The organism is Saprospira grandis DSM 2844 (genome assembly GCF_000275825.1).
Lineage (GTDB): Bacteria > Bacteroidota > Bacteroidia > Chitinophagales > Saprospiraceae > Saprospira > Saprospira grandis_A.
The window spans coordinates 3,405,351-3,431,820 of the sequence record NZ_JH719942.1 but is presented as its reverse complement, the minus strand read 5'-3'; the positions used below and the strand labels follow the sequence as shown (position 1 = coordinate 3,431,820).

Sequence of the window (26,470 nt, the reverse complement as noted above, 5' to 3'; positions counted from 1 at the left end):
GCCCGCCGTAGGCGGGAGGCCCCAAATAAAAAAGGCCTAGCTCCAGAAGAGCTAGACCGGTAAAAATCAAAGTATCAAAATTGGTTTATGGACGAACGATAACTACTTGGCGTTGGGCCATAGCTTGTCCATTTTTCAGTACAAAGAAGTAAGTACCCTCGCTGAGGTTAGGCGTTTGCACCTGAATTGTCTGGCTGCCGGCGGCGGCGGTTCCCTCTTGGAGAACACGGCCTAATACATCGATTAGCTGCCATTGGCAATTTTCGCTAAGGCCTTTGGTAAAGTCTACTTGGAAGGCCTCGGTAGCGGGGTTCGGGTAGAGTGTAATGCCGTCTAGTTCCTCGCCGATAGACTGGATAGTCTCCTCATTGAGTACGCCAGTGGGGGGATAAACCGTGAGGTCTCGGGTAGTGGCTACTTGGAGGACCTGTTTGCTGGCATTATCCTGAATAAAGGCGACAGCTTGGAGGTTGGCGGGGTTGAGTGTAGCTTGGTTGTAGACCCAACTTCCGGAATAGCTAAACTGTTGGCCAGCTGACCAAGGTTGAGCATATTGTTCTCCTGCTGCATCGGGGAGGATTGTTCTCATGACGGCCATTTCGGGGAAGCCACGGTCATTAAAGACTTGGTCTTCGGTGATCACGACATAGAGGGCATAATCGGAAGAATCCATTTGTCGGAGGGCTTCTCCTTGGGCATCGAGTTGGAGGATATTACCGGAGAAAACGATGGGGTCGAGTTGGATATTGAAGTCAGCGAACTGCATCATATCGTAGTCGATATTCCATTGGTCAAGTTCTTCGGTAGCGCTAGCGCCTCGGGTAGTTCCGTTGAGGCGGTACTTACTATTTCCGGTAATTCCGTAATAGAGGAAGCGGGCGTCATTATCCTGCCAGTTGAGGGCATTGAGCGGATCTTGGCCTTGGAAATCCGTAGCATATTGGATCAGGTTAAGATCGCGGCCATTGTAATTATTATAGACTAGATCATTGTATACATAAGTATTGATCTCATCCATAGAATCGCCTTGGGTATTGACATGATAGTAATTAGAGAAATGTTCGAGGAGGAGATTTCGGTTACGTTCTCCGACCCAGACACTATCAAAGGCGAAGCCTTCAAAACCGTCGGTAGTTACAGTATTGCTATCAGAGGCAAAAGCGATACGGAAGCGGACAAAGTCTTCTCCGGCTAGGTGATCTAGGCGGAAGCGGCTATTATCCCAGGTACTGCTGCTATCGGTCCAACCTTTGGGGTTGAGTAATCCGGCTTGGTTACCGGGTCGAGCGAGCAGGAAGTCTGTTTGGTACCAATTGATTCCTTGGTTGGGGTCACCTAACTGGATCCATTCGTTGGATGCGTTATCGTAGTACTCCATAACGGCGCCATCAATATCGTTGAGTGTATGTCTCCAGGTATTGAGTACAATCATGGGGCGCCAAGACTGTGTAAAGTCGAAGCAAGGCGAGTAGACCCAAGCGTGTTCGCCTGCGCCGTAAGTATAGGGCGTTTGGGCGGCGGTAACCCAGGCAAAGTTTCCGGGATCATTGATTCCGGGGGCGGTTAAGTCGGCACGTTGCCAGAGGGCCAGCGAGTCGGGCAAGAGGAGATTAGCTTCCTCTTGGTACCATCCGCCTGCGTTGGCTTGGAAATCCTCTACATAAGGCGTTTGGTGGATCGTATTCACATAGGGTGAAATAATCAACTGAGTGCTCATGGTATCGATACATTGGCCTTGATTATTCACGACCAATTGTACTTGATAATTTCCATCGGTGGTATAGCTATGAACTTGGTTCGGGATTGTCACGCCAGAAGCGGGGTTAAGGACCGTAGAGTTTCCGTCGCCATAGATCCATTCGAGTTGCCAGATACTATCTACGCCGGCCACTAAATTGGAGGCCAGAGTATCTTCTACGAAAGTGATATTAGCGGCGACACAACCACCTAGTGCGTAGAAATCTACATCTGGGGTATTGTACATCCTTACCAATTGTTGGTCAGTATTTGAGCAAGTAGTTAGGCTATCGTAGTAATAGTAAGTAATATTTCTAGGTCCTGAATTGCCATTAAGGAGAAGGAAAGAGTCCTGAAGAATATCGGTTACTACTAGATCGTCGGTAAATAGTCCTCCTTGAGGCGAGACATAAGGCATCAGGTTTTCGATAGTATCGGCAGAGCAGAAGCTTTGCGAGATATTCATAAAGATGTGTGGGTAGGGTCTCACTTCGAAGGAGTCGGTTACTTCATTCGTACAGCCATTGAGGTCGGTATAGGTATAATAGACATCATAGAGGCGGGTACTGCTAGTTGTATCGACTAACTGCATAGGTTGAATGAGGTAAAAGCTACTATCGAGGGTAAAGGTATCGGCTCCGGAAGTAATTTCTAGATAGCCTGCACCAGGATAATAGGGTTGGTAAGCGAGTAAGAGGCTAGGCGCTTCATTTTCGCAGTACACTCTATTGGGGTTGAGTCCGCTAAAGTAGAGTTCTGGAATAGTATCTACACGGAAAGAGTCGGAGATAGACGAGCTACAGCCATTTCTATCGGTATAACTATAATTGATATGGTGCCATCCTACACCAAAGTTACGAGCGACCAGGGTATCTTGCAGGCCTAAGCTAGGTAGGAAATTACCGCCAAAGACGGGGCCGATTCCAACTAGGGTATCGTATTCGATTTGGCCTTGTGGTCCTTCGATGACATGGTTATTCACTCGAACCTGCACGGCTCCTGCATTTAAGCAGATGCTATCGGGCATATTGGTAAAGTTCAGGTCGGGTCGAGCATCTACGCGAGTAATAATTTTGGCTGTATCTACACAAATGCTATTTGTGGGATAGACATAGCGGAGTTCAAACTCGCCGTAGCGGCCAGATTGGATCACGGCAGAATCTGGGAAGAAGGCAGAAACGCCAGCTCCGGCAGAATCTGGGTAGACTCCTGCGCCGACAAAATAGCCGGGAAGAGGGGCACCAAAGACGGGAACAAAATCGAGAAGAATTGAATCCTCATATACACAATAAGAGGTATCCACGCCATTAAAGGTAGCGCTATCGGGGATAGCGATTACGGTAGCGGTATCGCGGATAATTGAAGTACAGAGCGTACTAAGATCTGTATAGCTATAGCTCACCACTTCATTATTGTGTGCGGCTACGGGATCGTAGGCTAGAGCGGCTTGATCTAAGTTGGGGCCAGTACTTGTAAAAGTACCGCCAACAGGGCTTGGGTTAAGTGCTACAGCTGCGGCATTAGCGCAATACAAAGAATCTAGGTTTGTAAAGCTCACAATGGGGTGAGGTTTCACTTTGATAGGCATTTGGATGCTATCGGTACAACCTGTACTTGCATCGGTATAGACATAGCGGACATTATAAGAGCCTGGAGTCACCAACTGCGGATTAAAGGTATAAGTAGAGTCGGCAATATAGCTAATACCGGGACCAATCATAGAGCCTGATCCGCCAGCGATACAGCCAGTTTGGGAAAGATCTTCGATTTTAACATCATCTAGTGTAATTCCTTGGGCATCGGTACCTGAGGCATTTTGGAGGGCAAAATTAAAGCCTCCTGTTACGCCAGTATGTAGGTAATCAAAAGAGTAAGGATTATAGAAGGTTTGATGAATTGAAGTATCTCCGATTTGCGTACCTGCTTGTTGGGCGCTAATACTTTGTCCTTGGCCCATATACAGATTGATTTGGGCGGGGTCGCAAGGTGGAGGCGTACAGTTATCGGCTTTAGCAAAGAAGCTAATGCGGTAAGTATGTCCAGTAACGAGGTTGAGCGTAGGCGTAAACAGCCAAGTATCTTCCACATCATTAGAGCTATTCACATAGGCGGCGCCTGTACCAGAGTAAGGAGCAATAGTAGTTCTCACCCAGGGGTTTCCGTTAGCGCTATTATTTAGGGCCAACCAGCCACCGGGAGGGAAGGCAAGAGAGTCAAAGTTGGCAAAGAGAATATCTTGTCCACCAGAAACAAACTGAGCACAAACGGGATTAGGTGCTACCTCCATGGTTACGATAGAATCATTGGTACAATAGCTAGACTGCAACAAAGGCGTTACAGAAAGCTGAGGCAAGGCATTGACCACAAAAGTATCTGTGGCCTCATAGCTACAGCCAAAGATAGTATCTGTAGCGATATGCGTGACGACTTGGTTACCAGGCACTAGAGGAGCTGGATTAAAGAAGAGTCCTCCTTGAGCCACTCCATTGACCAACCAAAGGCTAGTAAAGTTACTTCCTTGCGTACTAATATTGATTGGATCAATAGGATCTGAGGCACAGTAAATCGTGCTCATACTAGCGGGAAGGAAGCTAGGATCTAAGGGTTCTGGAATTGTAATTTGCTTCGTATCAGAATTTTGGCAAACCGCCCCTTGCTTGATATAAGTCAAGTCATAGGTGGTATTGCTAGATTCTGGACTATGCACATCAAAGGGATTCAAGATGTTATTGCTAAGTGTATCGGCAGTAGCATAAGCTGCTGTTCCGCCGGCGAGGGTAAAGATACCACCACTAGGTGCTCCAGCAAGAAGATAAAGTTCATCCTCTTCACAGTAAATATTATTCACAATACTATCAATGATATCCACTTGGAAAGTATCCTCGATAAATATGGGCGTAATGATAGAGCCCAGTACATATTCTACGGTATCTACAGGTGTTCCAAAGACGTACTCCACCTTGCGGTAGACATACTCTAAGCTAAGCGTATCGTAGTTTCCTGGAACGGCTGCTGGGTTGTAGTTAAATTCTTCGAGGTTAGTAGCTGGGTTGATTGTGGTCAGCCCTGCTCCTGCGGTATTTCCGACCACCATAATATTGATCGTATCGCTAAAGCTCACGCCAGCTTGGATCGGAATATTGGGGCCATCAAAATAGTTATAGCGTCCAGTTTCACGGCCAAAGTTAGCAAAGGTTTGGGTCCGACAAATAGAATCTGGAATACCAATAGACAAAGGTGCTTCTATAACTTCGATAGAATCTTCTACTGAGTTTTGGCAAGCTCCATTGTTAATGACATAGCTCATTGCGTGTTTTCCTAGGCCTGCATTGGGGGGTAAGAAATCTACGGGAGCTCCAGCGGGGAAAGTAAAGCTGCCGCTAAAGCCAATAGTTCCTACGCTTTCCCATTGGCTTGGTTGAGCCGAATAAGGAAAGGCACGATAAACAAGATTTTTCAGTAGTTCTCTATCCTGAGAAATCGAAATAGGATTAAAGTGAACACTATCGAGGAAGACCCCTCTAGCATCCACCCAAGAAGTATCAGTATCTGTCAGCGGGCAAGTTTGGCCGTTTGTATAAGTGTTTACATAATTATAAATCACTTTTACATTTTGGACTTGATCATTGCCATAACTACCATAGGTAGCAGCTGTAGGATAGAGCGTAGAGCCATTAAATGCTCCAGGAATTAGGGTATTGGCAGCTACGGTAGATCCACCGGCAGCTCCAGTATACTCAGCAGTAAAGAAACCTCCAGCGGGAGTACCTGTAAGCTCAATAGAGTCTCCATTAGAGCAGATAATTCCGGGCAAGCCTGAGATTTCTAGATTTTCATTATGGATGAGGACAAAAGAAGTGAAGAAAGTATCTACATTTCCTGCAGAAGTCATCATCATAAAGCTTTCTTGGGCCCAAGAAGGAATGCCTAGGCGGATTGTTCCGGTATAGACGATATCAGAGCCATAGGTTTGTGCTTGCAAGCCATTAGAGTCTATGGGCACCAACAGATAGTTATTGCTAACATCTCTCAAGTAGATAGAATCTACATAGAAAGGCATATTATTTACTTGCAGCTGTAGTGTATCGGCCACACAAGCTTCTAGGCTTGGGGCGATTGGGTTTTCGTTGAAGATATCTACAGAAGGATCTTCAAAGACCAGCATAATATCATCGGCAATAAAGTTACAGCCTAGTGTATCGTAGCGATAATAAACCTGGTGGTAGCCTGCTCCAGAAATGGAGGGATCAAAATTTTCATTTCCAATGCCAAATAGTCCTGAATTAGCGGCCAAAGTCGCATCAAAAGGTTGGCTATAGAAGCTATCATTTAATGATTGGCGAATAGTGGATGGTTGAACGGCATCATATAGACTCACTGGCGCACCCGTTGGGGTCAGTGGACTAATAAAGTTAGCAGAAAGGGTCAAACCAAAGCTAGAAGGTGCGGCAACATTAGATAAGGTAATAGCTACCGAAGTATCGGTACAACCTGTTGCAGCATCTACCATTTCTAGGGTATAAGCCCCTGGAATGTTATTCACCACAAAGTTGGGTGTAGTCGCCGAAAGGATAGGCTGATCGTTAAGTAGCCATTGGAACTGGCAACCAGCGCAGCCTCCGCCCATACGATAAACCGTAAGTGTATCGCCATCACAAATATTGGCCTTAGTAGAGCTTACTGGAATACTTAGTCCGTTGAGTCGGTTCAAGGCGACTTGATTAGACAAGGCGGCACAGCCCAACTGCGTCACTTCTAGAGAGTAGACCCCTACAGAGTCAGTTTCATAGAAAGGAGTAGTCGTTGTTGTATTTAAACCATAAAGCGGAGCAGCAGTACCTCCTTTTAGCCACTGATAGCTACAGCCTACACAGTTAGCGGAATCAGCATAACTAAGCTCTACTGTTCCTCCAGTGCCACAAATAGCTGTTGCATTAGAGGCGACAAATGGATTGAGGTCTACTTCTCGTACAGTTACGGTATTAGACTCTTCGATACATCCTCTAGAGTCAGTCATCCGCAATTTGAAAAACCCACCTTCAGTAGTTGTATAAGCATTGGCATTAGAAGGCACCAAAGGAGAGCCCCCTCTAAACCACTGGAAGGTACAGCCTAGGTTACAGTACAAACTTCCTGAAGTAGCCGAATCAATCTGCAGATCTACCGGACTATTATTACAGACAATACTGTCTGGGCTATTAGGATCAATTTCAATGGCTAGATTATAAGAGCCATCTAAAATACTTTCCACAATAGAAGTATCGCGACAGCCATTGGCATAAGTTACGGCCACGCTATAAGTTCCCGCATCCGATGGATCTGAAACGATAAAGAAGGTATCATTTAAGGCGCCAAAAACAGGCACACTATTTCTCATCCAAGTATAATTACAAGAACTACACTGAGAGGTAGTCAAAGTAGAAGTCTGCCCATCACAAACATAAGGCGAGCTACTATTGATGTTGATAGATGGAGTAACCAGCGCCAAAGAAGCGATGTTAATGGTATCCGAATTTACAAAACAGCCATTATTACTACTTTCTACTCTAGCGTAAAAAGATCCACCAACATTTGTTGTATAACTAGAGTTGGTATTGGCCATAGTCGTAAGGTCTAGACCGTTGGTGGCATTCACCCACTGATATTCACAACCTACACAAAGCGTAACAGAAAGAGTAGCTTCATCGCCAGGGCAAATAGCTAGCTTATTCGTTGAAGCATTGACACTGTCTACGGTAGCCCTGCTTACTGTTAAAATATTAGATATAGCAGAACAGCCTGGAGCATCAACTTCTACATAATACTGCCCAGCTTGAGCAGCATTATAAGCAGCCCCTTGCCCTGTGGAAATAGGTATACCGTTTTGATACCACTGATAAGACCAACCGACTTCTGTCGGTGTTGATAAGGTTACCGTTTCTCCAGGACAAACAGTTCCTCCTGACTGAACCGCTATTGGATTAAAAATAGCAGTATCTACATGTATTGTATTAGAGCTCAAAACACAGCCGCTAAGATGTGTTACCTCTATATAGTAATTTCCTGTATCAGAGACAGTCAAAGTAGAGTTGATATACCCACTCTGTGGGATACTATCTTTATACCACTGATAACTTACATAATCAGGCTCTATTACTACAGATAAATCGGCAGTTCCATTACCCAAACAAATAGAATCTGTATTGGCCAGTATTTGGGGTAAACTTAAGTTCTGAAATGTCACATTGACCATATTAGTCACATACTCACAACTATCGCCATTTGTTAATACCGCATAATAAGTATCGACTGCCGTGGCTCCTGTTAGGGTAATTGTTCTTCCTGTTCCAACAGAGTCATTATTGCTATCATACCAAATATAACTACAAGAAGCACAAGCCGTAGCCGTCAATTCTACAATATAATCATTACACATAGGATTAGGAGAGGCCGTAGCAACAGCCCCCTGCCCTTCTAAAGAAGGTACAGCCAAAATAGGGTCTGAGGTACCTCTACAGCCATTCGTATCTACCACTTCCACATAGTAACCTCCAGAGCCGTTAATTACAAAATTATCTGAGGTAGAACCATTACTCCAAGTAAAGTTACAAGAAGGACAAGTAGTAGGATCTACATGTACTGTCTGAGGTTGCCCACCACAAAGTGGCAAATAGAAACCTGAAATAGCCACAGAGTCAGCGGTCTCTACGATAGGGTTTACCTGCGTATAGTTAGTAAACACTACGCTATCCTCTTCAATACAGCCTTGCTCCTCTACAAAGAAGGTATAGGTTCCAGACTGACTCACACTGATTGAAGTTCCTTGCTGCCCTGTACTCCAACTGTAGTCACAATTAGAGCAGCCAGACGCTGTTGCAGATAAGGTCAAAAAGTCTCCCGTACAAACCGAAGCCGCATTCCCTTGACTAATCTGAGGATTTAAGGCATTTCTAACATTATAACTAATCGTAGTAGAATCCTCACAACCATATATATCTCCAACTACCTTAAAGCTCGTATCTTGAGTTAATATAGTAGAATGAGGACCAGCTCCTGTGTAACCATTATCCCAACTATAAGTTACCGGATCAGCATAGCTAGAACAAGTCACACAGTTCGCCAGAAGATCAATGGTGTCACCAAAACAATATGCAGCAGTTCCTGTATCAGGAGTAATCTGCGGCTTAGGGCTAATAATTTCAAAGGTGTAGGTAGGATAAGAGTTATCTAAAAACTGATAGTACCCAAATGCACATGGTGTACTTGGAGGATATGGGCCAGGAGAATTTAAGGGGTCAATTGGATCCGCACAATAATACTGCTGTAATTGAACATTCACTCCTATGGTTTTAGTCGCTACATTACTATCTAATACCGTATAAACCAAGGTTTGCCCCACTCCTGTGGCCGAGTTCCCCGAAAAACCAGTAGACCAGTTGTAGACAATGCGCTGCTCTCCACTAGCTAATTTCGCCGGATCAACATTATCATTAACCGTTAAGCTAATGTTATCTCCATAGCAAATTCTATTGGTTGCTCCTGTACTAGAACTAATTGCATAGTTTCCACAATCTATAAACTCAAAAGTTTTGGTACTTGTACTCTTACAGCTATTATCATCTGTTATTGTTAGCTCTAAGGTTTCTATAGCCCCTACAGCTGGATTGACAAAGGTAAATTCACTACTATCCGATGTAGTAGTATAAGCCGAGCCATTGGTAAGTGTAGTACTCCCCGTCCAACTATAGGTATAAGGACTACTATTCCCTCCTGAAGGCGATGGCGAAGGAGTAATCGTCAAATCATTCCCCGAACAATAACTCCCCCCAGATGCAGGAATAACCACATTCAAAGCAGGATAATAGCTAATATCTATTGTTGCGGTATCAGAACAGGTCCCCAAAGAAGAAATATAAGAATACTGAACCGTCTGATTGGTCGTCGTTGTATTATTATAGGTAGTATACAAACTATCTGCATTACTGACCGAAGCAGCAGTTAAACTCCCTCCGTTCTCTTCCCATGCAACAAAAGTCCCTATGTCAGGATCTCCTTCCAGTAAAACAGAATCGGTCAAACAAAATGGCCCGGTTCCCGCTGTAGCGTTAATACTAGCCGAAGGCGTAGGCTGAACAACAACATCAAACCAATAGGTAGAAGCACAGGTTGTTCCCGCTGGCTGAACCTCCACACTATAGGTGTAAGTACCCGCTGTACTAAATGGTCCAATATATGCCTTTTTATTTCCATCATATAGCTCCATAGCTCCCCCATCCAGTGAAGTCCATGTCATCCGACTAGGCGATGCAGGCAAAGAAAAATCTCCATCAATATCCGCTAAATCCAAAACTGCAGCCTCTCCTACACAAATGTTAGTCACACTAGCACTGTTGTCATAGTTCACCCCAGATAATACCTGCTCTACACAACTGATAGTGGCCTCCCAGCCTTCTTCTCTAGTATTCACATCCGCATAGAACTCAAAAGTCAAACAACCCGTAGAGTTTGTTGCGGTAATAGTCCCTGGTGCATTTGCTCCATTTGTTCCATAATAGGTTCCTATTAAGGTTGCAGAGGGGCTATTCCCATCATATATCTTCAAATTATCATAAATCTGCCCCGTAGTTGAATTTGCATCCTCCACTTCAAAAACTGTAAAGTCTAGTTGAAGCATGCTCCCTGCGGTTCCCGGACAAATTGTTCTTACATAAGACTTATTATTATCATAGCGGTCATTTGGTCCATCATCATCCGTAAAATTACCATCACAAGTAGTTACTGTACTCGCCATACCATCAATCTGATATTCCGGATTAGTCGCCCCTCCTGTTACATTCGGATTGGTCGTAATCCCCGTCACCCCAGCATACAAGCCCACAGAAATCTCCATACTATCCTTCACCAAAACATCTACATTATCTGTTGCCAGACAGTTATTGTCATCTAAAATAGTGACATCATAAGTATAAGTAGTTCCTCCACTAGCTGTAGCAACTGGCGTACTAGACTCTGTCGCTGTATTTGAGGTACCCGCAGTATTTACTGGAGCCGCTGTCGAATTACTAGTCCCCCAACTGGCCAAATAGTTAGCAGTAACTGAAGTAGCACTAATATCCAAAACAACTGTTTCCCCCAAACATATAGTGCTCTTATCTACCGTTGCACTAAAATCAGGCAAAGGGTTAATCACAAAATTATCAAAAGTGGTGGACGTACAACCTGCCGTATTCGTTACAACGAGCTGCATCACTGCCGAACTCCCCTCATCGCCAGCCGTATATGGCGCTGTAGAGAAATCTGGAACTGCCGCTCCCGAACTAGCATGAGCCGTCCCATCTCCCTTAGTAACCGTCCAAGCATAAGTTGCAGAAGAACCACAAGAAGAACAAACACCTCCCGCATCCAGTACCGGCGTTTCTCCAATACAAACACTAGCTTTTGCATCCACAGTAGTTACCGTAGGCGCATCAGCAATTGTTCGGCTTACCGGAAACTGACTTGTACAAAAGTTTTCATTAGTTGCTTCCAATACCAAATCAATAGGTCCAACAGGCGGTGAGGATACCGTATATGTAGAATTCGTGCCTAATACCGTACCTGATGCATTCTGCCATTCATAACTAATCGTCCCCGTTGCACCACAAGCTGCCGTACAATTTGCTGTAAAAACCTGATCGGTCCCTGCACAAGCCTTTGTTGTACTAGGAATAGAAGCATCGATAGTCGGTGCAGTATTGATCGTTTGAACCGTGATAGTATGCAGCTCCGAAGGCGTGCCATCGTCATAAGCGTAAGTGTAGCTAATCTCAAAACCACCACTAACTGGAGCACTAATCGTTACCAAGGGAGTATTATTCGTGTATCCAGTGCTTGGATAAGGAAAATAGGGCGATGTTCCTCCATGATAGGCGTTAGGCCCAGATCCTGGGGTTACATTCGTCCCACCTGTTGTGCTTAAACCAGAAATTGATGAGAAATTTGGCCCCCCAGCAATAATATGAAGGGTTCCCGTTTCACAATAGGGCACCGAAAAATCACCTGTTCCGCCAGCTGATACCAAACTTGATGTAGGAAAAGTAGCAATACAGTTTCCAGCCTCATCTTGTACTACCAAAGCATAGTTAGCTAAATCTGCCTTGGTTGCTGCACAGGGCGTTTGCGCCCAAGAGGAACTAGCCCACAGCAGCAAGCCGAAAATAAAAACCGTTTGTAAAAGTTTGCGTAGCATAGATTGCTTGTTTTGATATGGTCTTTTTTCTTTTTTCTTTTTTGGGGCCTCCCGCAGCTTTGCTGCGGGCGCTCCCTTGCAGGGCTCGCTATTCGCTCGGCCCTTCGCCAGCTTTGCTGGCTCGGTCTGGCCCTGCGGGCCACCCTTTCAGGCAGCTAGGCCGCTCAGCCAAGGAGCCTTAGCCATGATTCGGCTATCGGCCCTTTTGGGGGGTTTTCTTTTTTGCTGGACCAATTGGTCCAAATAGCTGCAACTTGGGCGGCTTGCCGCCCTTGGCCCAAAGGGCCAAAACGGCCTAGCGATGGTAGGCAGTGGCCAAAGGCCAGACCCAGGCGCTGAAAGCGCCGCAGGGCCGAGCGAATAGCGAGCTGCCGAACGTAGCGCCGACGAGCGAAGCGAGGCGGAGGCCCCAAAACAACTATACAAAAAAGAATAGCAGAGCAAGTAGCCGAGTCACTGCCCCACTACTTGCCTATTTGCTAACGATAAATGACCACCTTTCGCTGGCTGTATACCGTCTCATTATATACACTAAAGATATAAACTCCTGGAGTCAATCCATCGGTTTGGATCTGTAAATTTTGCAAGCCAGGCTGCAATTGTCCATCTTTCAATCGGCGGCCCAAAAGGTCCACCAACTGCCAGTTGTAATCTCCTTGGAGCGGAGCCCCAAAGTCTACTTGGAACTGCTCCTTGGCAGGATTGGGATAAAGATTGAGGTCCAAAATTTCGGCTCCATCTTCATCTGCCAACTCCTCAATAGCCACCGGCCCATTAAAGAGATTGAGGTTTCTCGAGCTATTGACCTGCAAGACCTCCTTAGTTTGGCGGTTTTGTACAAAAACAGTCACCTTGAGCTGTGTGGGGTCAATCTGCGTCGGGTCAAAGGTCCAGGTTCGGGTATAAGGCAAGACATCGCCCATTACCCAAGTACTTGGAATTTGCTCGCCAGCGCCATCGGGCAGCATCACCTTCATGACCGACATCATGGTATGGGCCTGCAGGCTAGGAATACTATCCTGGGTAACGGCCAGATGAACATCTAGGCTATCCGTCAAAAGCATAACATCCTCCAAGGCTTCAATTTCAAAGGCCGTGCTCAAGACGCCATTTTGCACATTGACGGGGAACATCTTGATATCAAATTTTGCATCTTGCAGCATTTGCATATCCATTAGCTCCTGTTGGTAGCGCACTAGGCTACTGGTAGTATTGGCCAAGGCAGATCCATTTAGGCGGACCTGATCGGCATCATTGATTCCGTAGTAAAGTACTCGAGCACTGGACTCATCGGCAGAAAAGACATTGAGATAATCATAGTTGCCGTAGTCGGTATGGATCTGCAAAATTTGCACATCTCTTCCGTAGAGGTTGCTATAAACGGTGCTATAAAGGTCGCGCTCAATATCATCAATGCCCGCATAATTCTGGTTGCTAAAGTGCTCTAGCAAAACAGAGCGGCTTCGGTTACCGATATAGACATCATCAAAGGCAAAACCTTCATAGAGTGCGCCTCCACTACCATTTGCTGCGGCAAAGGCGATACGGAAGCGAAGATTATCGCGGTTGCGCAGATCGCCGCCGCTCACATCTAGGCGGTAGCGGGCATCCTCCCAGCTATTGCTCGTTCCAGACCAGCCGATGGGGGTACCATCTTGGTTACCGGGATCACTCACCACATAAGTGGGGTTATACCAATTGAGTCCTTTATTTCGGATACCTAGATTTCTCCAAGTCTGCGTAGAATCGTCGAAATACTGCATAACGGCACCATCTGTACCTTGGCGGCTATCTCGCCAGATATCTAGTTTGACCATTGGGCGGCGCAAAGTAGAGATATCGAAGCAAGGGCTATAGACCCATCCGGCCTCTCCTTCTGGATAAGGACCGTTGGGCGCGGTGGCCCAGACGTGGTTGCCATATTGAATAGTGGTAATACGGAAGCCATCGGCCAAGCCCCAAGCCCAGAGCGAATCATTGGGCAGGTTGATGGTGCTATCCTCATTTTCTTGGAACCAGTTGCCGGCATCGGCCTCAAAGTCTTGGAAATAAGGCGTAGTATCATTCACCATATATTTGGGTGAGACCACAATTCGGCGCAAGAAGCTGGTATCACATTGTCCACGGTTGACGATAGTCAAGCTGGGGAAATAAATTCCGGGCTGCGCATAATTATGGTATTGAGTGGGCACATTAACGGGGTCGATCAAACTAAAGAGCGTATCGCTCAGGCCATCGCCATAATTCCAGACCACCATCGTAATACTATCCAAAGCGGGGATACTATTGCTCAAGCCAGGAGGAGAGGCGTTAAATTGTACGCTATCGCCTTGGCAGCCCCCTTCACTAAAGAAGTGGACCTCTGGGGCGTTATAGACATCAATTTGGTGTTGGATGGTATCGGTACAACCGGAAACCGTATCTGTATAATAGTAAATCAGTTGTCGGCTACCCAATTGGGCCATAGGATTAAAGAGGCTATCGCCTACAATTCCGGCAATGGCGCCAAGCGTAATATCTTCAAAGGTTCCGCCATAAGGCGTTGCAGAGAGCGGAACTCTTTGTGCGCTATCGGCTACACAGAACGTATTGGGTGCATTGACCAACTGTAAATCTGGTGTGGGGCGCACCTCAATCATCTGGATGGTAGAATCTAGACAAACGCCACCTGTATGATAGCGGGCCGAGATAAACTCATAAGTAATTCGGTGAATATTTGTGGTATCGCCATAGGCCAGCGTATCGGGGATAAGCTCAAAGATACCGGTTGGAATTTCGTAATAATTCAGGTAGCTCGTTCCACCAAAAGGAGAGGGAATAATCAAGCTAGCTGGATCATTTTCGCAATAGACATAGCGTCCAGTAATTGTATCTAGATATTTGCTATCAAAGCCAGCAAAACCGAGTTCGGGCACCGTATCGATGACGATCACCTCTGAGCGGGTATTGCTACATCCGCGAGCATCGGTAAAGCTATAATGGATAGTATCTACCCCGCCATTGGCTTGTTGAGCTTCATAGGCCCAGTTACCAAAGGTCACACTCCAAGTCATGCCTAATCCACTGCTAGTCGTAAAGATACCTGACTGGCTAGGGTTAGGTTGTGTTCCGATATATTGTGGAATGGGGTTAATATTTCCTTGATACTGATTGTAAGCCTGCAGCGTGGCGGCGGGCTGGCTAAAACAGGCGTGGATAGTTGGGTCATTTCGGTTGAATAGACTATCGCCGGGCATGTTATAGATCAGCTGTGGAAGTGGATTGAGGACTGCGGTATCATAAACGGTATTATAACATCCATTAGAAAGGTAAGTATAAGTTACAATTGCACTTCTACCTCGATCGAAGATACCAGAAAGTGCAGGATTAAAGTGTCCAGCTACAGCATCGACGATCATATTGGTATCGATAGCGGCAAAGGCGCCAAAATAACCTGTTGTCAAACCGGGCGTAGGCATTGGACCGCCATTGGGGTTCACGCCTAAGACATAAATGGTATCATCGGCACAAATTTGAGTAGGTAGGCCTGTAATCGTTGCATCGGTAAGGAAATTATTGATTTGGATGGTATCCACAATAGTATCCTTACAAAGTGTAATAGGATCTTGGTAAGTATAGGCCAAGCCTTCTTCACCAAAGGCAATAGCGGTTCCGCTAATAAATGGTGTAAAGAGAGGCGGGCTCACTGAAGTATCAAAGCTTGAAGGGATTGTATTGCTGGGGTTTCCTTGCTCATAACTAAAGAGGCTAAAGAAATCTCCGCCCAATGGGCTAGCAAAGAGCGCTACAGAATCGCCTTCACAATAGAAAGAATCTAGCGGCACCCCATTATCGGTTGTCAGCGTCAAGTTGGGCAAAGGCAGAATCTCTACATATTGGGTGAGTGTGGTATTACAACCATTCACATCTGTATAATCATAAGTAATGGTATCTAATCCCACTCCAGCCGCAGAAGGATTATAGAGCGGGTTAGTCGGGTTAGTTCCGCCATTGCGGACCCCATTAGCAGTCAGTTGTACAACATCACCGGGGTTATAAGCCATTGGAGCTTGTAGGTGCCAGCTTGTATTATGCTCATAGAGGTCTAAAATAGTGGTATCAGCATTTAGGCAGTAGAGAGAATCTAGAGCTGTAATTGCGATATCGGGCATAGCAAAAACCGTAAACAAGGCACTATCTCTGGCTTCGCAACCAAAGGTATCTTGAGCGATATAAACCACATTATTTCCACCCACAACAGCAGGAGCAAAAGCGGGGTTAAAGACCTGTCCAGATCGGATAGTCCCCACCAAGAACATCCCTGCTGTAGTATCGAGTACGCCGGGCACCGAAGAGCTAACCGAGATAGTATCGGCGGGATCAAGTCGGCAGTAAGTGGGACCATTTGGTGCAAAAATGCTTACCGAGAAGGTATCGGGAATATAAATAGAGGTAGAAGTAGAATCTACACAAGCATTTCCTTGGTAGACATAAGTTAGTAAATGGTTACCTACCCCTTGGCTAGCGGCCTGTTGGTTAGGATTAAAGAGGTTTCCGGCCAAAGGCTGATAGTTAATATAATATTGTCCGCCATTAGGAATACCTGAAAACTGCTGTGTACTGTTGTCTTGGCAGAAAATGGTATCGGCTAGAATAGCGGGGTTAATTTGAGCGGTAATAGGATCCTCAATAACCACCTGCTTGCTCAATGCTGCAATAGTATAAGCCACATTATTTAGTGAGAAAGTAGGGGTAAAGTAAGTATGATAGCGCTCATAGCGGAAGCTAATCGATAGGTCCGTAGTGGTTCCAGACACCAAAGCGGGAATAAAAGCAAAGCGTTCTGCTCCTTGCGTTAGGCTAATAGGTTGGAGGCCACCATTACTAGAGCTAAGGCTCATTACATTAACAAACTCATCGTAGCTATAATTAACATTATCAGTTACGCCAAGGCTAGGTTGATAAGCGTAATTAGAGTCTAGCAGATAAGTCATCCCATCCATTTCTAGGTACATCGAGTTCGCATTACGGCCAATAAAGATCGTATCGGCATTGCGGCAGAGGAACTTAGGAATAGAATCGAGAGTAATTGGCTTTTGCCAAACATCGATAAGTTGTTCAGTTTCATTTCTACAACTTCCATTGACAAAGCGGTAAATAGCGGTATCTACCGTTTGATTTGCTGTAGTGGCTAGCGGAATGGTATTGGCGAGTAGTTCGCCGTTATTGATATAGGTTCCCACATAAGAGCCAGAGAAGAAGCGGCTATCTAGCGGCCAAACCAGGCGCGTCAAGTCCGTCATAGGTACATTCGTCTCTGTTACAGAGATCGGTGTAAACTCGATGCTATCCACCTCATTATTGTTAATGCTAACAGGAATTACGGCCACCACAGAGTCGGGGCAAGCTGCTGCATTATTAGAATAAGTAGGTTGATAGACATAAGTCACCTCTAATTGTTGGGTACCAGCTACAGGCGTATAGTTTTGTACATTTTCTACCAATAAGTTATTGCCAGAAATCAGGCTAGGCTCATAGGTAGATGGAGTAGCAGCATAGGCCGCCTTAAAGGTTCCAGGTTGAGGGAAGCCTGAAAGCGCAATAGTATCTGCGGCAGAGCAGAGGGGTTGAGGCACCCCATTTAAGCTAATGGCTACAGAAGGGTTTTGGACCACCAAGAAGAAGTTAGAGGCATATTCATTTCCACTAATACTATCTCTCAAAACAACTTTTCCTGTTACTGCCGAAGAAGGCACCACAATGGGAATATTTCCGGACCAAACCCCTGCATACTCACTCAGGCCTGTTGTAGAAACAGCTAATGTATCATAAGTAGTGGCTGAAGTTGCAAAAAGAATTTGGTTAGGTTCTAATGTAATGTTCCCCAAATAGAAAACTAGACTATCTTGAACACAAGCCTCTTCGGCAGGAGCCAAGGGATTGAGGTTTGCTACATCTAGGCTAGGTGGAGAGAGTACATCAATTGTATCAAAAGTTTCAAAGAAACAGTTTTGGTTTTGATACTCAAAGCTAACAATATGACTACCCGAACCGGCCAAAGCAGGAATAAAGCTATCGGTAGTTACTGCGGCAGCCTGAGGGACCGAAAAGTAATTTCCTGAGTTGTGCACTAAGGCAGGTTGCAAATAATTATCTAATAAAATTGGGCCCTGAGAAATGGGCACCACCGCAACAGGATCTAGCAGTAGGCCAAAATTGGCTGGAGGCAAGACCTCTATAGCCGTTGTTATTGGAGAGTAATTAACACAACCCAAATTATCCGAGACGACCAACTGGTAGTCTGCTGGATTATCAATTTGGTAAGAAGCCCCAATTGCACCAGGAATAATCATACTGTCCTGATACCATTGATAGTGTAAAGATGAATTTCTTATGCTATCACAACTTGTACAGTTAGAGGATAGCTCAAAAGGTTGACCATTACAGATATTGGCATAGGGTGCGGTTGTGGTATCAATAGCAATTGCTAATACAGTAGTATCATATAGATAAATTGAATCCTCTACAAAACAGCCATTAAGGCCAATACTTACCTTATACATTCCCGTAGCGGCTACACCATTCACAAGGTAAAAGGTATCATTTACGCCTAAGTTGCTATAATTAAATCCATTGGTAGTGTCGCCATCAAAGTACCAGTTGTAGGTACAACCTACACAAGAATTAACTTCTAGAACAACCTGACCGGAAGGACCACAAATTGCTTCAGAAGAGGCTCGCATAGCCACACCCAAACTCACATCACTATAATTTCGCACGACAGAAGTATCGGTACAGCCAAAGGTATAAGGAGAAGAGATATAACCGGGGTAATTTTGAGTAACCACTACATAGTAGTCACCACCCTGTACCACCTCGAAATAATCTTGGGTATCGGGAATAGGAACCTGTACATTATCCTGGAACCACTCATAAGTACAACTTGGGCAAACCGTAGTATCTGGTACAGCCTCTATAATAACCGTATCCTGATTACATACATTGGCCAGTGGAGCCGTATTCAACTGCGCATTATAAGAAAGACGAGTGATCGGCACCAAGTTAGAAGGCGGTGAGGCACAACCTGACTGTACTGTTTGCACCTCATAGTTTCCTGTGGTATCTGCCGAATACGTACTTTGACTAACAGTATCTTTCCAGCTCACAGGCAAACCACCATCATCATAACCATTATAGGTCCAGATATACTGACAGCCAGCACAGGCGGGAGTCGATAGCACCACAGGACTAGTACTACAAATATTTGTAGCACTAGCAACAGCAACAGCTGGTACCGGCAAAATAGTATCTTTAATCTCAATTACTGGCGATTGGTAGACACAGTTAGAAATGGTATCTCTTACCTCTACAAAATAACCATTTGGAACATTAGTCCGATAAGAGTTAATTGAGTCTGGTTGACGATTTACCCCACTTGCCAATTTAAAGGTATACAAGCAATTTGGAGAAGGTGGTACAGATAAAGTAACAGAATCTCCTCCACAGCTATAAATTGATGGACTCGCATTGAGTACCGGATTGGCTCCGGCAGAAGACGAACGCACCACAACACTATCTGAAAATGCATGACACCCACTAGCATTGACTACCTCTAAGAAATATGTTCCTGCCTGTGATGCACTGTGAGTATATCCATTTGAACCAGGAATTTGAACTCCATTATAATACCACTGATAAGACCAATTGGGAGGTAACTCATAACTCCCAAGGATCTCAAGATTTACAGCAGCCCCATTACACAAATAAAGGTCAGTTGAATCAACTTTAGGATTAAAGGCTTCAAATGTAATCGTATAATCTGAAGATTTGCGTCTACAGCTATTTGGATATTGCAGTTCTACAGAAAAAACTCCTGCCTGATTCGCTACATAACTAGAACTAGTAGCTCCCGGAATTACAGCAGCATTGAGATACCATTGATAGTGACAATCTATACAACTATTTGTACTCAGGGTAATCGTATTCGTACCACATAACTTACTTCCTGTACCCGTAATCACTGGAGGAGTTGTCGTTCCTAGCCCAATATCTGCTACAGCAGATTCTTCTTCACAAGCTAATGTATCTGTTACTCGAACCAAATAACTACCTGTATCCGCAGGGTTAGCAGAACTGATTGAAGTCCCTGTTCCCAAAGTAGATGATACCACCCCATTATTATCTGTCTTATGCCAAGTGTAAGTACAGCCCAAACATGGATTTGTTACTGATATTATAGCTGGATTCGTTCCACAAATATTATAAGGGTCTGCATCTATCTGAGGGGCTGCTAAACTACTACTCTCAATCACTAAATCATTAGAACGGCCCTCACAACCACTCACTACATCTGTAACCGTTACACTATAAGTCCCCGTCCCCATAGCAAAGGTAAATGGACCAGTCGTTCCATCACTCCAACTATACTGACAACTCAAACAAGAGTCTCGAGGAATAGAACGAATAACCACCGGCCGCCCATTACATATAGAAGGACGAATTACTCCGTTAATATCTTCCGCATAAATAGCAGGGGTCAAATAAGCACCAGGTTGTACATCCTTCTGAAGAATAGTCGGACAGCCATACTGATCAGAAATCTCCACATCATAAATACCTGCTATATCTGCCAAAATTTGCTCATTATTTGAGCTGGCTAAAGAGGTGGTTGGCGGATCCCAAACATAACTACAACCCGGGCAATCTATTACCGTTAGTAAAGCCCCCGTATTTGCACAAATTTTTGCCGTATCCGGAATAATACGAGCCGCCGTAAATGGATAATAATCTAAGTTGACCGAAGCCTGCCCCTTACAGCCATCTACATTCGCCTCTACTGTATAAATATCATCCTCAAATAAAGAGGCATTCTGTACCGTAGACACCGTATCCCCCAAACTATTCAACCAAATATAAGATGCCCCCGCAGAAGGTGAGGCTGATGCTCCCAAAGTAGTGGAATCACCAAAACAAATTACAGCATTACTTAATGATGTATTAACCGTAACAGAAGGATTAACCACAAAATTAAATGTATCCCGAGACACACAAGCAGAATAAGCCTCTACCGCCTCCAAGTGCACCTGATTCGTCCCTAGATTATTTGTATTTAAACTAAAAGTCGACAAGGTATTTGATAATACTACATTGTTATTTACATCCGTCCATGTATTCTGGAAGTTCACACTCCCTTCTGGACTATCCGTCCAAGCTGTAATTTCTATGGACTCTGACAAACAAATCGTGTCTTTCGCTGCAGTCAACTCAATAGTCGGACAATCATACTTGGCCAAGAAACCATCATAATACAAACTCTCCTCTGTATAAGGAGATCCTGGCGCAGGAGAATAATTAGTTACACCTATACTATATCCAGACAAATAATAAGCCTCCTCAGAAAAAGTAATTCCTGTTAAATATTCAGCAGATGTCCCCCAAAACTGTATATGATTATTAAAACTCCCTGTGCTCGCATCAAAACTAGCAATCCCTGCATCTGTAAAACTCCCTCCCGTCACCGGAAATCCAATCCCCTGAACAGCCGGTACAGTAGCCGTTGTCATAGGAGAACTACCTACAGCTAAGTCTTCTATGGTTTCCGAATAGAATAATACATTGATATTTCCTATCTCATCCAATACTAAACCACTCCCCCCATGAAGACGAACGTCTCGGTAGTTTGCCGGTACCCCCAAACGCTGTAACCAAGAAAAGTTAACTGTAGGAGCACTGTCATCTATTATACGACCTACAGCAACCGTATGCGCCGTTACTGCTCCTGTATTAACGTCTACTGTCGGTAAATTCACGGCAGACCCATTTATCCTTAGGTTGGCTGTACTCTGATATTCAAAAGAAAAAAAGAGCCCCAAACTATTATCAATTGCTACATCAACAATACGTTGGCCAGAGTTGGTGGTCGTCGTAGATTCTATACTCTTACGCCAAATCGTTGCCCCCGTAGAACGATCTATCTTTAACGCAATTCCATCCGAAGTATAACGATAGTTCCTCCGCGAATCCGCTGTACAAGTACCCGGGTTGCTCTCCAAGTTATACTCCCCAATCAAATCTCCAACATAATCTCCTACGGCATAAACATGACTTCCATCTACTGCTACCCCTCGAAAAATAGCCTGCCCCTCAGCATCCAATGCCTTGGCCCAAACCAATTCATTAGACCGACTCATATCAAACTTAAAAATAAGGGCATCAGAAGATCCTCCTCCTCCAGTACAACGCCCCTGCTTCAAACGCTCAGACCCCGTCTCCGGACGAAGCGTCTTGTCAGACATTCCCACAACATAACAATCCCCCTGATCATCTACAGCAATATCCTGTAACTGAGAAGAAGTAGCATAGACCGTCCCCCCATTAGAGTTTGTACGCACATAAGCCGTTTTTATATACCGACCATCAAATCCATACTTAGTTACAAAAAATACAGGCTCCTGATTCACTTCAGTTACAGGAGTAGCACTATTGGTCCTTGAAAAAATTAAAGTGGCACTACTCCTCGTAGACCGAAATGATCCCGCCACATAAATCCCATCATGCCCAACAGCCAAAGTATTCCCCTGTGAAGGCCCCATACTCAAAGGACTAGAAATTGTAAGGTCTGTCTGTATACTTACCTCCCACAAAATTTCTCCAGCAGGCGATAACTTATACAAGTAAATACTATAATTATTATACATACCCGCAGTATATATATTCCCATCGCTATCCTTATCTACTCCCAAACCACGGTCATTGGTAAACAAACCATTGCTGTTCCCCACCATCAAAGGCTCCGGCGAAGCCGTATCCCGCAACAACCACGCAAGGTTGCCGTCCAATTGTCCAAATACTGCCGTTGCCGACAAAAACAACAACAAAAAATTAAGTATAATTTGTCTCATATATTCTACTCTTGGTTAGTGCTTTGACTTGATGCGTACAACTCCTAAAACTAATACTTTATAAGCGTTTTACCTAAGCTTTATGCTGCTTTATAGCCAAAGCTTCCGCTATTTTTTTTATTAAGTCCTTAACTTTTAAAACAAAAACTATAGCTTTAGTTTAGCCATTACTTAGATTTAGTCTAGCTTGCCACTTAACTTTTAGACCACATAAAACTACTATAATTAAATGGCAAACCCTAAAAGCCTTTTTCTATTTTGTCAAAATGCTATTCTAAAATATATACGTAAATAAAGCCCTATATAGATGTTCTGCCAAAAAAAAACAACTCCCCGCTCAGAAAGCCAGCCGGCACCAATGGCCCAGCGCTGCGCAGCGGTGGCCAAAGGCCAGACCCAGGGCAAGCAAAGCGCAGCCCGCAGGGCCGAGCAGACCTGCGAGCCGCGCAGCATAGCGGCGGCCGACCTAGCCAAAGGCTAGCCGGCCGCGGGCCCCAAATTATTGGTATTCAATAAATAAACTCCTCCCCTACCCTATTTCTTAGAGCCAAATCCTACCGGCATCTCCTCTACAAATTCTTTGTTCTTCTCCTCCATTTCTTCGGTGTTCAAGCCCTCTGGCATATAGTCCTTACTCAAAAATCCCATCATTTTAGGCGTCTGAAAACCATAGGTAAATTTACGTACGTTCTTGGCAATAAAATCAAATAATTCCTGCACCGTGATAATGTAGTTGCCATCCGCATCCGCATACCCCTTGAGGCCCATAATCAAGAAGTATGAAAATACCCCCTGCTCAAATTTTTTGGTCTCTAAAGAAATTTCCTCCGATGCAGAAGATAAAATCATAGCCAAGCCACCATCTACCCGCTTAAAACTCTCTTTATATTGCGCAATTACATCCCGCCCCATGTTCATGTTGTTGGCCGGCGGCAACTCATTGCCATTGTCCCGATATTCATCATAAGTAGCCATCAAACTGCCCGAGTGACAAGCATCTGCCAAGATCAATTTAAATTTGGCCTCACTGTCATTCAACATATTGGCCACCGCCGTATGATATAAGGTGTTGCTGCCGTTGCGCTGATAATCTACTGGCAAAAAGCCGCCCTCCAAACCATGACCCGCAAAGTAGAAAATAATGAGGTCGTTGCTGTCCGCCTGCTCATACAAATCCCCCATGCTGTTCAAGATGTTTTTAGCCGTGGCCTCCTTGTCCAACAACAATTTAACCTGATCACTAGGCAAAGCACCCCCCTCCGGACTACGCAAAAAACTATAGAATTTTTGCGCATCATCTATGGTGTAGGTCAATTTGTCAAAGTCCTCATAATCAGCCACTCCCACCACTACAGCCCACATCTTAATGGGGTTTTCCGTACAACGCCCCGCTACCCAACGACCACTCAATTTATGCCCGTTTCGGTAGTAATGTGTGCCCTCTCCATGAGGCAAGCCATTCTTCCAATCACCCTCGTATTTGCTGCCGTCACTATAGGTCAAACTGCCCCTGCCCTCATATTTTCGGCCTGCAAAATCACCCTCATATACCCGACCCTTATAGTCCCTAGATTTTCCATAACCATTCTCGCAATCCCCCTGCAAACACTCACTCGCCTTGCGGATTTTCGGATTGACCTCTACCAAAATATTGTCTTCCCAACGACCCGCCTCTATGTTCCCCTCTGGGTCTATCAATACGCCCTCGCCATTGTATAAACCATTCTTAAACCGCCCCTCAAAAAAGCCACCCTTGACAAAAGAAAACTTTCCCAAACCATCAAATTTGCCATTCTTAAATTCCCCCTCATAAGTCCCCTGAGGCATCTCGCCCAAAAACTTCCGAGCCCGACCAATCCCATTGTCGCAGTTCCCACTCAAACATTGTAGCTGCGCCTGCAACTGTATCGCCCCCATCAAAAGGAGCATGATGCCCAAAATTTGCTTTTTCATGATTATCCTGTTTCTTATTAGTGAATGTTTTCTCTTACTAAGCTGCAAATATTTATCCGTTTTCTGCTGCTGTTTTTTTTTAGGGGCCTCCGCCGCGGCTTCGCCTTGCGGCGCTACGTTGCGGGGCTCGCAAGCCTGCTCGGCCCTTCAGCGCTGTGCGCTTCGGTCTGGCCTGACGGCCACCCCTCCACATCGCTAGGCCATTTGGACCTTCTTCGCTTTTGTATAGAACAACCCGCCTATTTCTCTAACAAAAAAAAGGAGCAAGAGATTCTCCTCTTCCTCCTTTTCCCTCTTTATGTCAAATGCTTCAATATGGCCAGCTCATCTGCCCGCAAAGGCCGACAATGCCCAGGACGTAAGCCCTTTTTCGTTAACATGCCGTACTTTCTTCGGTCCAATCGCTTCACCTCATAACCAAAATGCTCAAATAATCGCCGAACAATGCGGTTGCGACCAATATGTAGCTCTACGTTCAAACTGCGGCCATCACTATCTAATACATACTCTATTTTGTCTACCGGAGCCGGACCATCTTCCAACTCTAAGGTGTTGCGAATGGCCTCTACATGCTCCTCTTCCACCGGCTTGTCTAAGGTAATCCGGTAAATTTTAGTCACCTCATAACTGGGATGCGCCATTTTTTGAGCCAAATCTCCATCATTGGTCAAAAGCAACAAACCCGTCGTGTTACGGTCCAAACGACCTACCGGATATACCCGCTTCGTCGTATGCTCTCTGGCAATATCCAAGACGGTCCGACGACCCCGCTCATCACTAACGGTGCTAATGACATTATATGGTTTGTTCATCAACAAATAAACATACTCTTTTATAGGCGTAATGACTTTGCCATCTAACTTGATTTCATCTTTTTCTGGCTCTACCCGATGCCCCATTTCTAAAACAATCTGGCCATTTACAGTGACTCGCCCTTCTTTGATGATCTCATCGGCTTTGCGTCTAGAACTCACCCCCGAATGGGCCAAGTATTTATTCAAACGCATATCGCTGCGCTCCTCTTGTGGCGCCTTTTGCTCTTCTTGCTCTTCCTTGGGCTGCCCCTTCCGTCTGTTGCGAAATGGTCCCGTATACTTTTCTTTTTTCATGCTGACTATATTAACTTTTCTGCCTCGCCAATGGCGTTCTCTGGCAGTTTAAATTCCTTGAGCTTGGGCAAATCTTTCATAGAAGAGAGCCCAAAATGCTCCATAAATTTACTACTTACTCCATATAATAAGGGCCGACCAGGATCAGTCGAGCGCCCCTTTATTTCTATCAATTCTTTTTCTAGCAATTTTTGCACGGCATAGTCACAACTGACCCCCCGCAGTCGCTCTATTTCCGACTTAGAGACCGGCTGCTGATAAGCAATTATGGCCAAGGTCTCTAGGGCCGAACGCGATAGCTTTTTCTTGCTCTTTTGCTTGAGATACACCCCAATCAAATCATAGTAGTTGCTTTTGGTCAAAAACTGATAGCCCTCCGCAATTTCTAAAAGCTCAAAGCTATATTGCTCTTCTTGGTAGCGCGCCATCAGGCCCTCTATAGCCAATTGGACCTGTTTTTTGCTAAAGCTATCGCTAAAAGCCGACTCCAAACAAGCCACTATTTCCCCCAATTTTATCGGCAGCTCTGCACTAAAGATAAGGGCCTCTATATATCGTTCTAAATGTTCTTGCATGCTTTTGCT

General features: G+C 45.0%; 5 protein-coding genes. All 5 read right to left on the bottom strand.

Translation table 11 applies throughout. The features are described 5' to 3' along the window. Positions 1-85: 85 nt before the first annotated feature. Complete coding sequence (locus tag SAPGRDRAFT_RS15490; protein WP_002660188.1) at positions 86-11,944, bottom strand: T9SS type A sorting domain-containing protein; 11,859 nt, start codon at positions 11,942-11,944, stop codon at positions 86-88. Between the two features lie 479 nt (positions 11,945-12,423). After that, complete coding sequence (locus tag SAPGRDRAFT_RS15485) at positions 12,424-22,824, bottom strand: T9SS type A sorting domain-containing protein (protein ID WP_002660187.1); 10,401 nt, start codon at positions 22,822-22,824, stop codon at positions 12,424-12,426. A gap of 534 nt (positions 22,825-23,358) precedes the next feature. Beyond that, positions 23,359-24,777 (bottom strand): caspase family protein, encoded by a 1,419-nt coding sequence (locus SAPGRDRAFT_RS15480; RefSeq protein ID WP_002660185.1) that lies wholly within the window; start codon positions 24,775-24,777, stop codon positions 23,359-23,361. Positions 24,778-25,073: 296 nt separating this feature from the next. Beyond that, positions 25,074-25,886 (bottom strand): pseudouridine synthase, encoded by an 813-nt coding sequence (locus SAPGRDRAFT_RS15475; protein WP_002660184.1) that lies wholly within the window; start codon positions 25,884-25,886, stop codon positions 25,074-25,076. A 5-nt stretch (positions 25,887-25,891) separates the two neighbouring features. Beyond that, on the bottom strand, positions 25,892-26,461 hold the full coding sequence (gene scpB, locus SAPGRDRAFT_RS15470; protein ID WP_002660183.1) for an SMC-Scp complex subunit ScpB: 570 nt from the start codon (positions 26,459-26,461) through the stop codon (positions 25,892-25,894). Positions 26,462-26,470 lie beyond the last annotated feature (9 nt).

What these genes read in the sequence shown, in the direction of transcription:
- SAPGRDRAFT_RS15490 (WP_002660188.1), bottom strand. Translation starts at nt 11,944, where the DNA reads ATGCTACGCAAACTTTTACAAACGGTTTTTATTTTCGGCTTGCTGCTG.
- SAPGRDRAFT_RS15480 (WP_002660185.1), bottom strand. Translation starts at nt 24,777, where the DNA reads ATGAAAAAGCAAATTTTGGGCATCATGCTCCTTTTGATGGGGGCGATA.
- SAPGRDRAFT_RS15485 (WP_002660187.1), bottom strand. Translation starts at nt 22,824, where the DNA reads ATGAGACAAATTATACTTAATTTTTTGTTGTTGTTTTTGTCGGCAACG.
- scpB (WP_002660183.1), bottom strand. Translation starts at nt 26,461, where the DNA reads ATGCAAGAACATTTAGAACGATATATAGAGGCCCTTATCTTTAGTGCA.
- SAPGRDRAFT_RS15475 (WP_002660184.1), bottom strand. Translation starts at nt 25,886, where the DNA reads ATGAAAAAAGAAAAGTATACGGGACCATTTCGCAACAGACGGAAGGGG.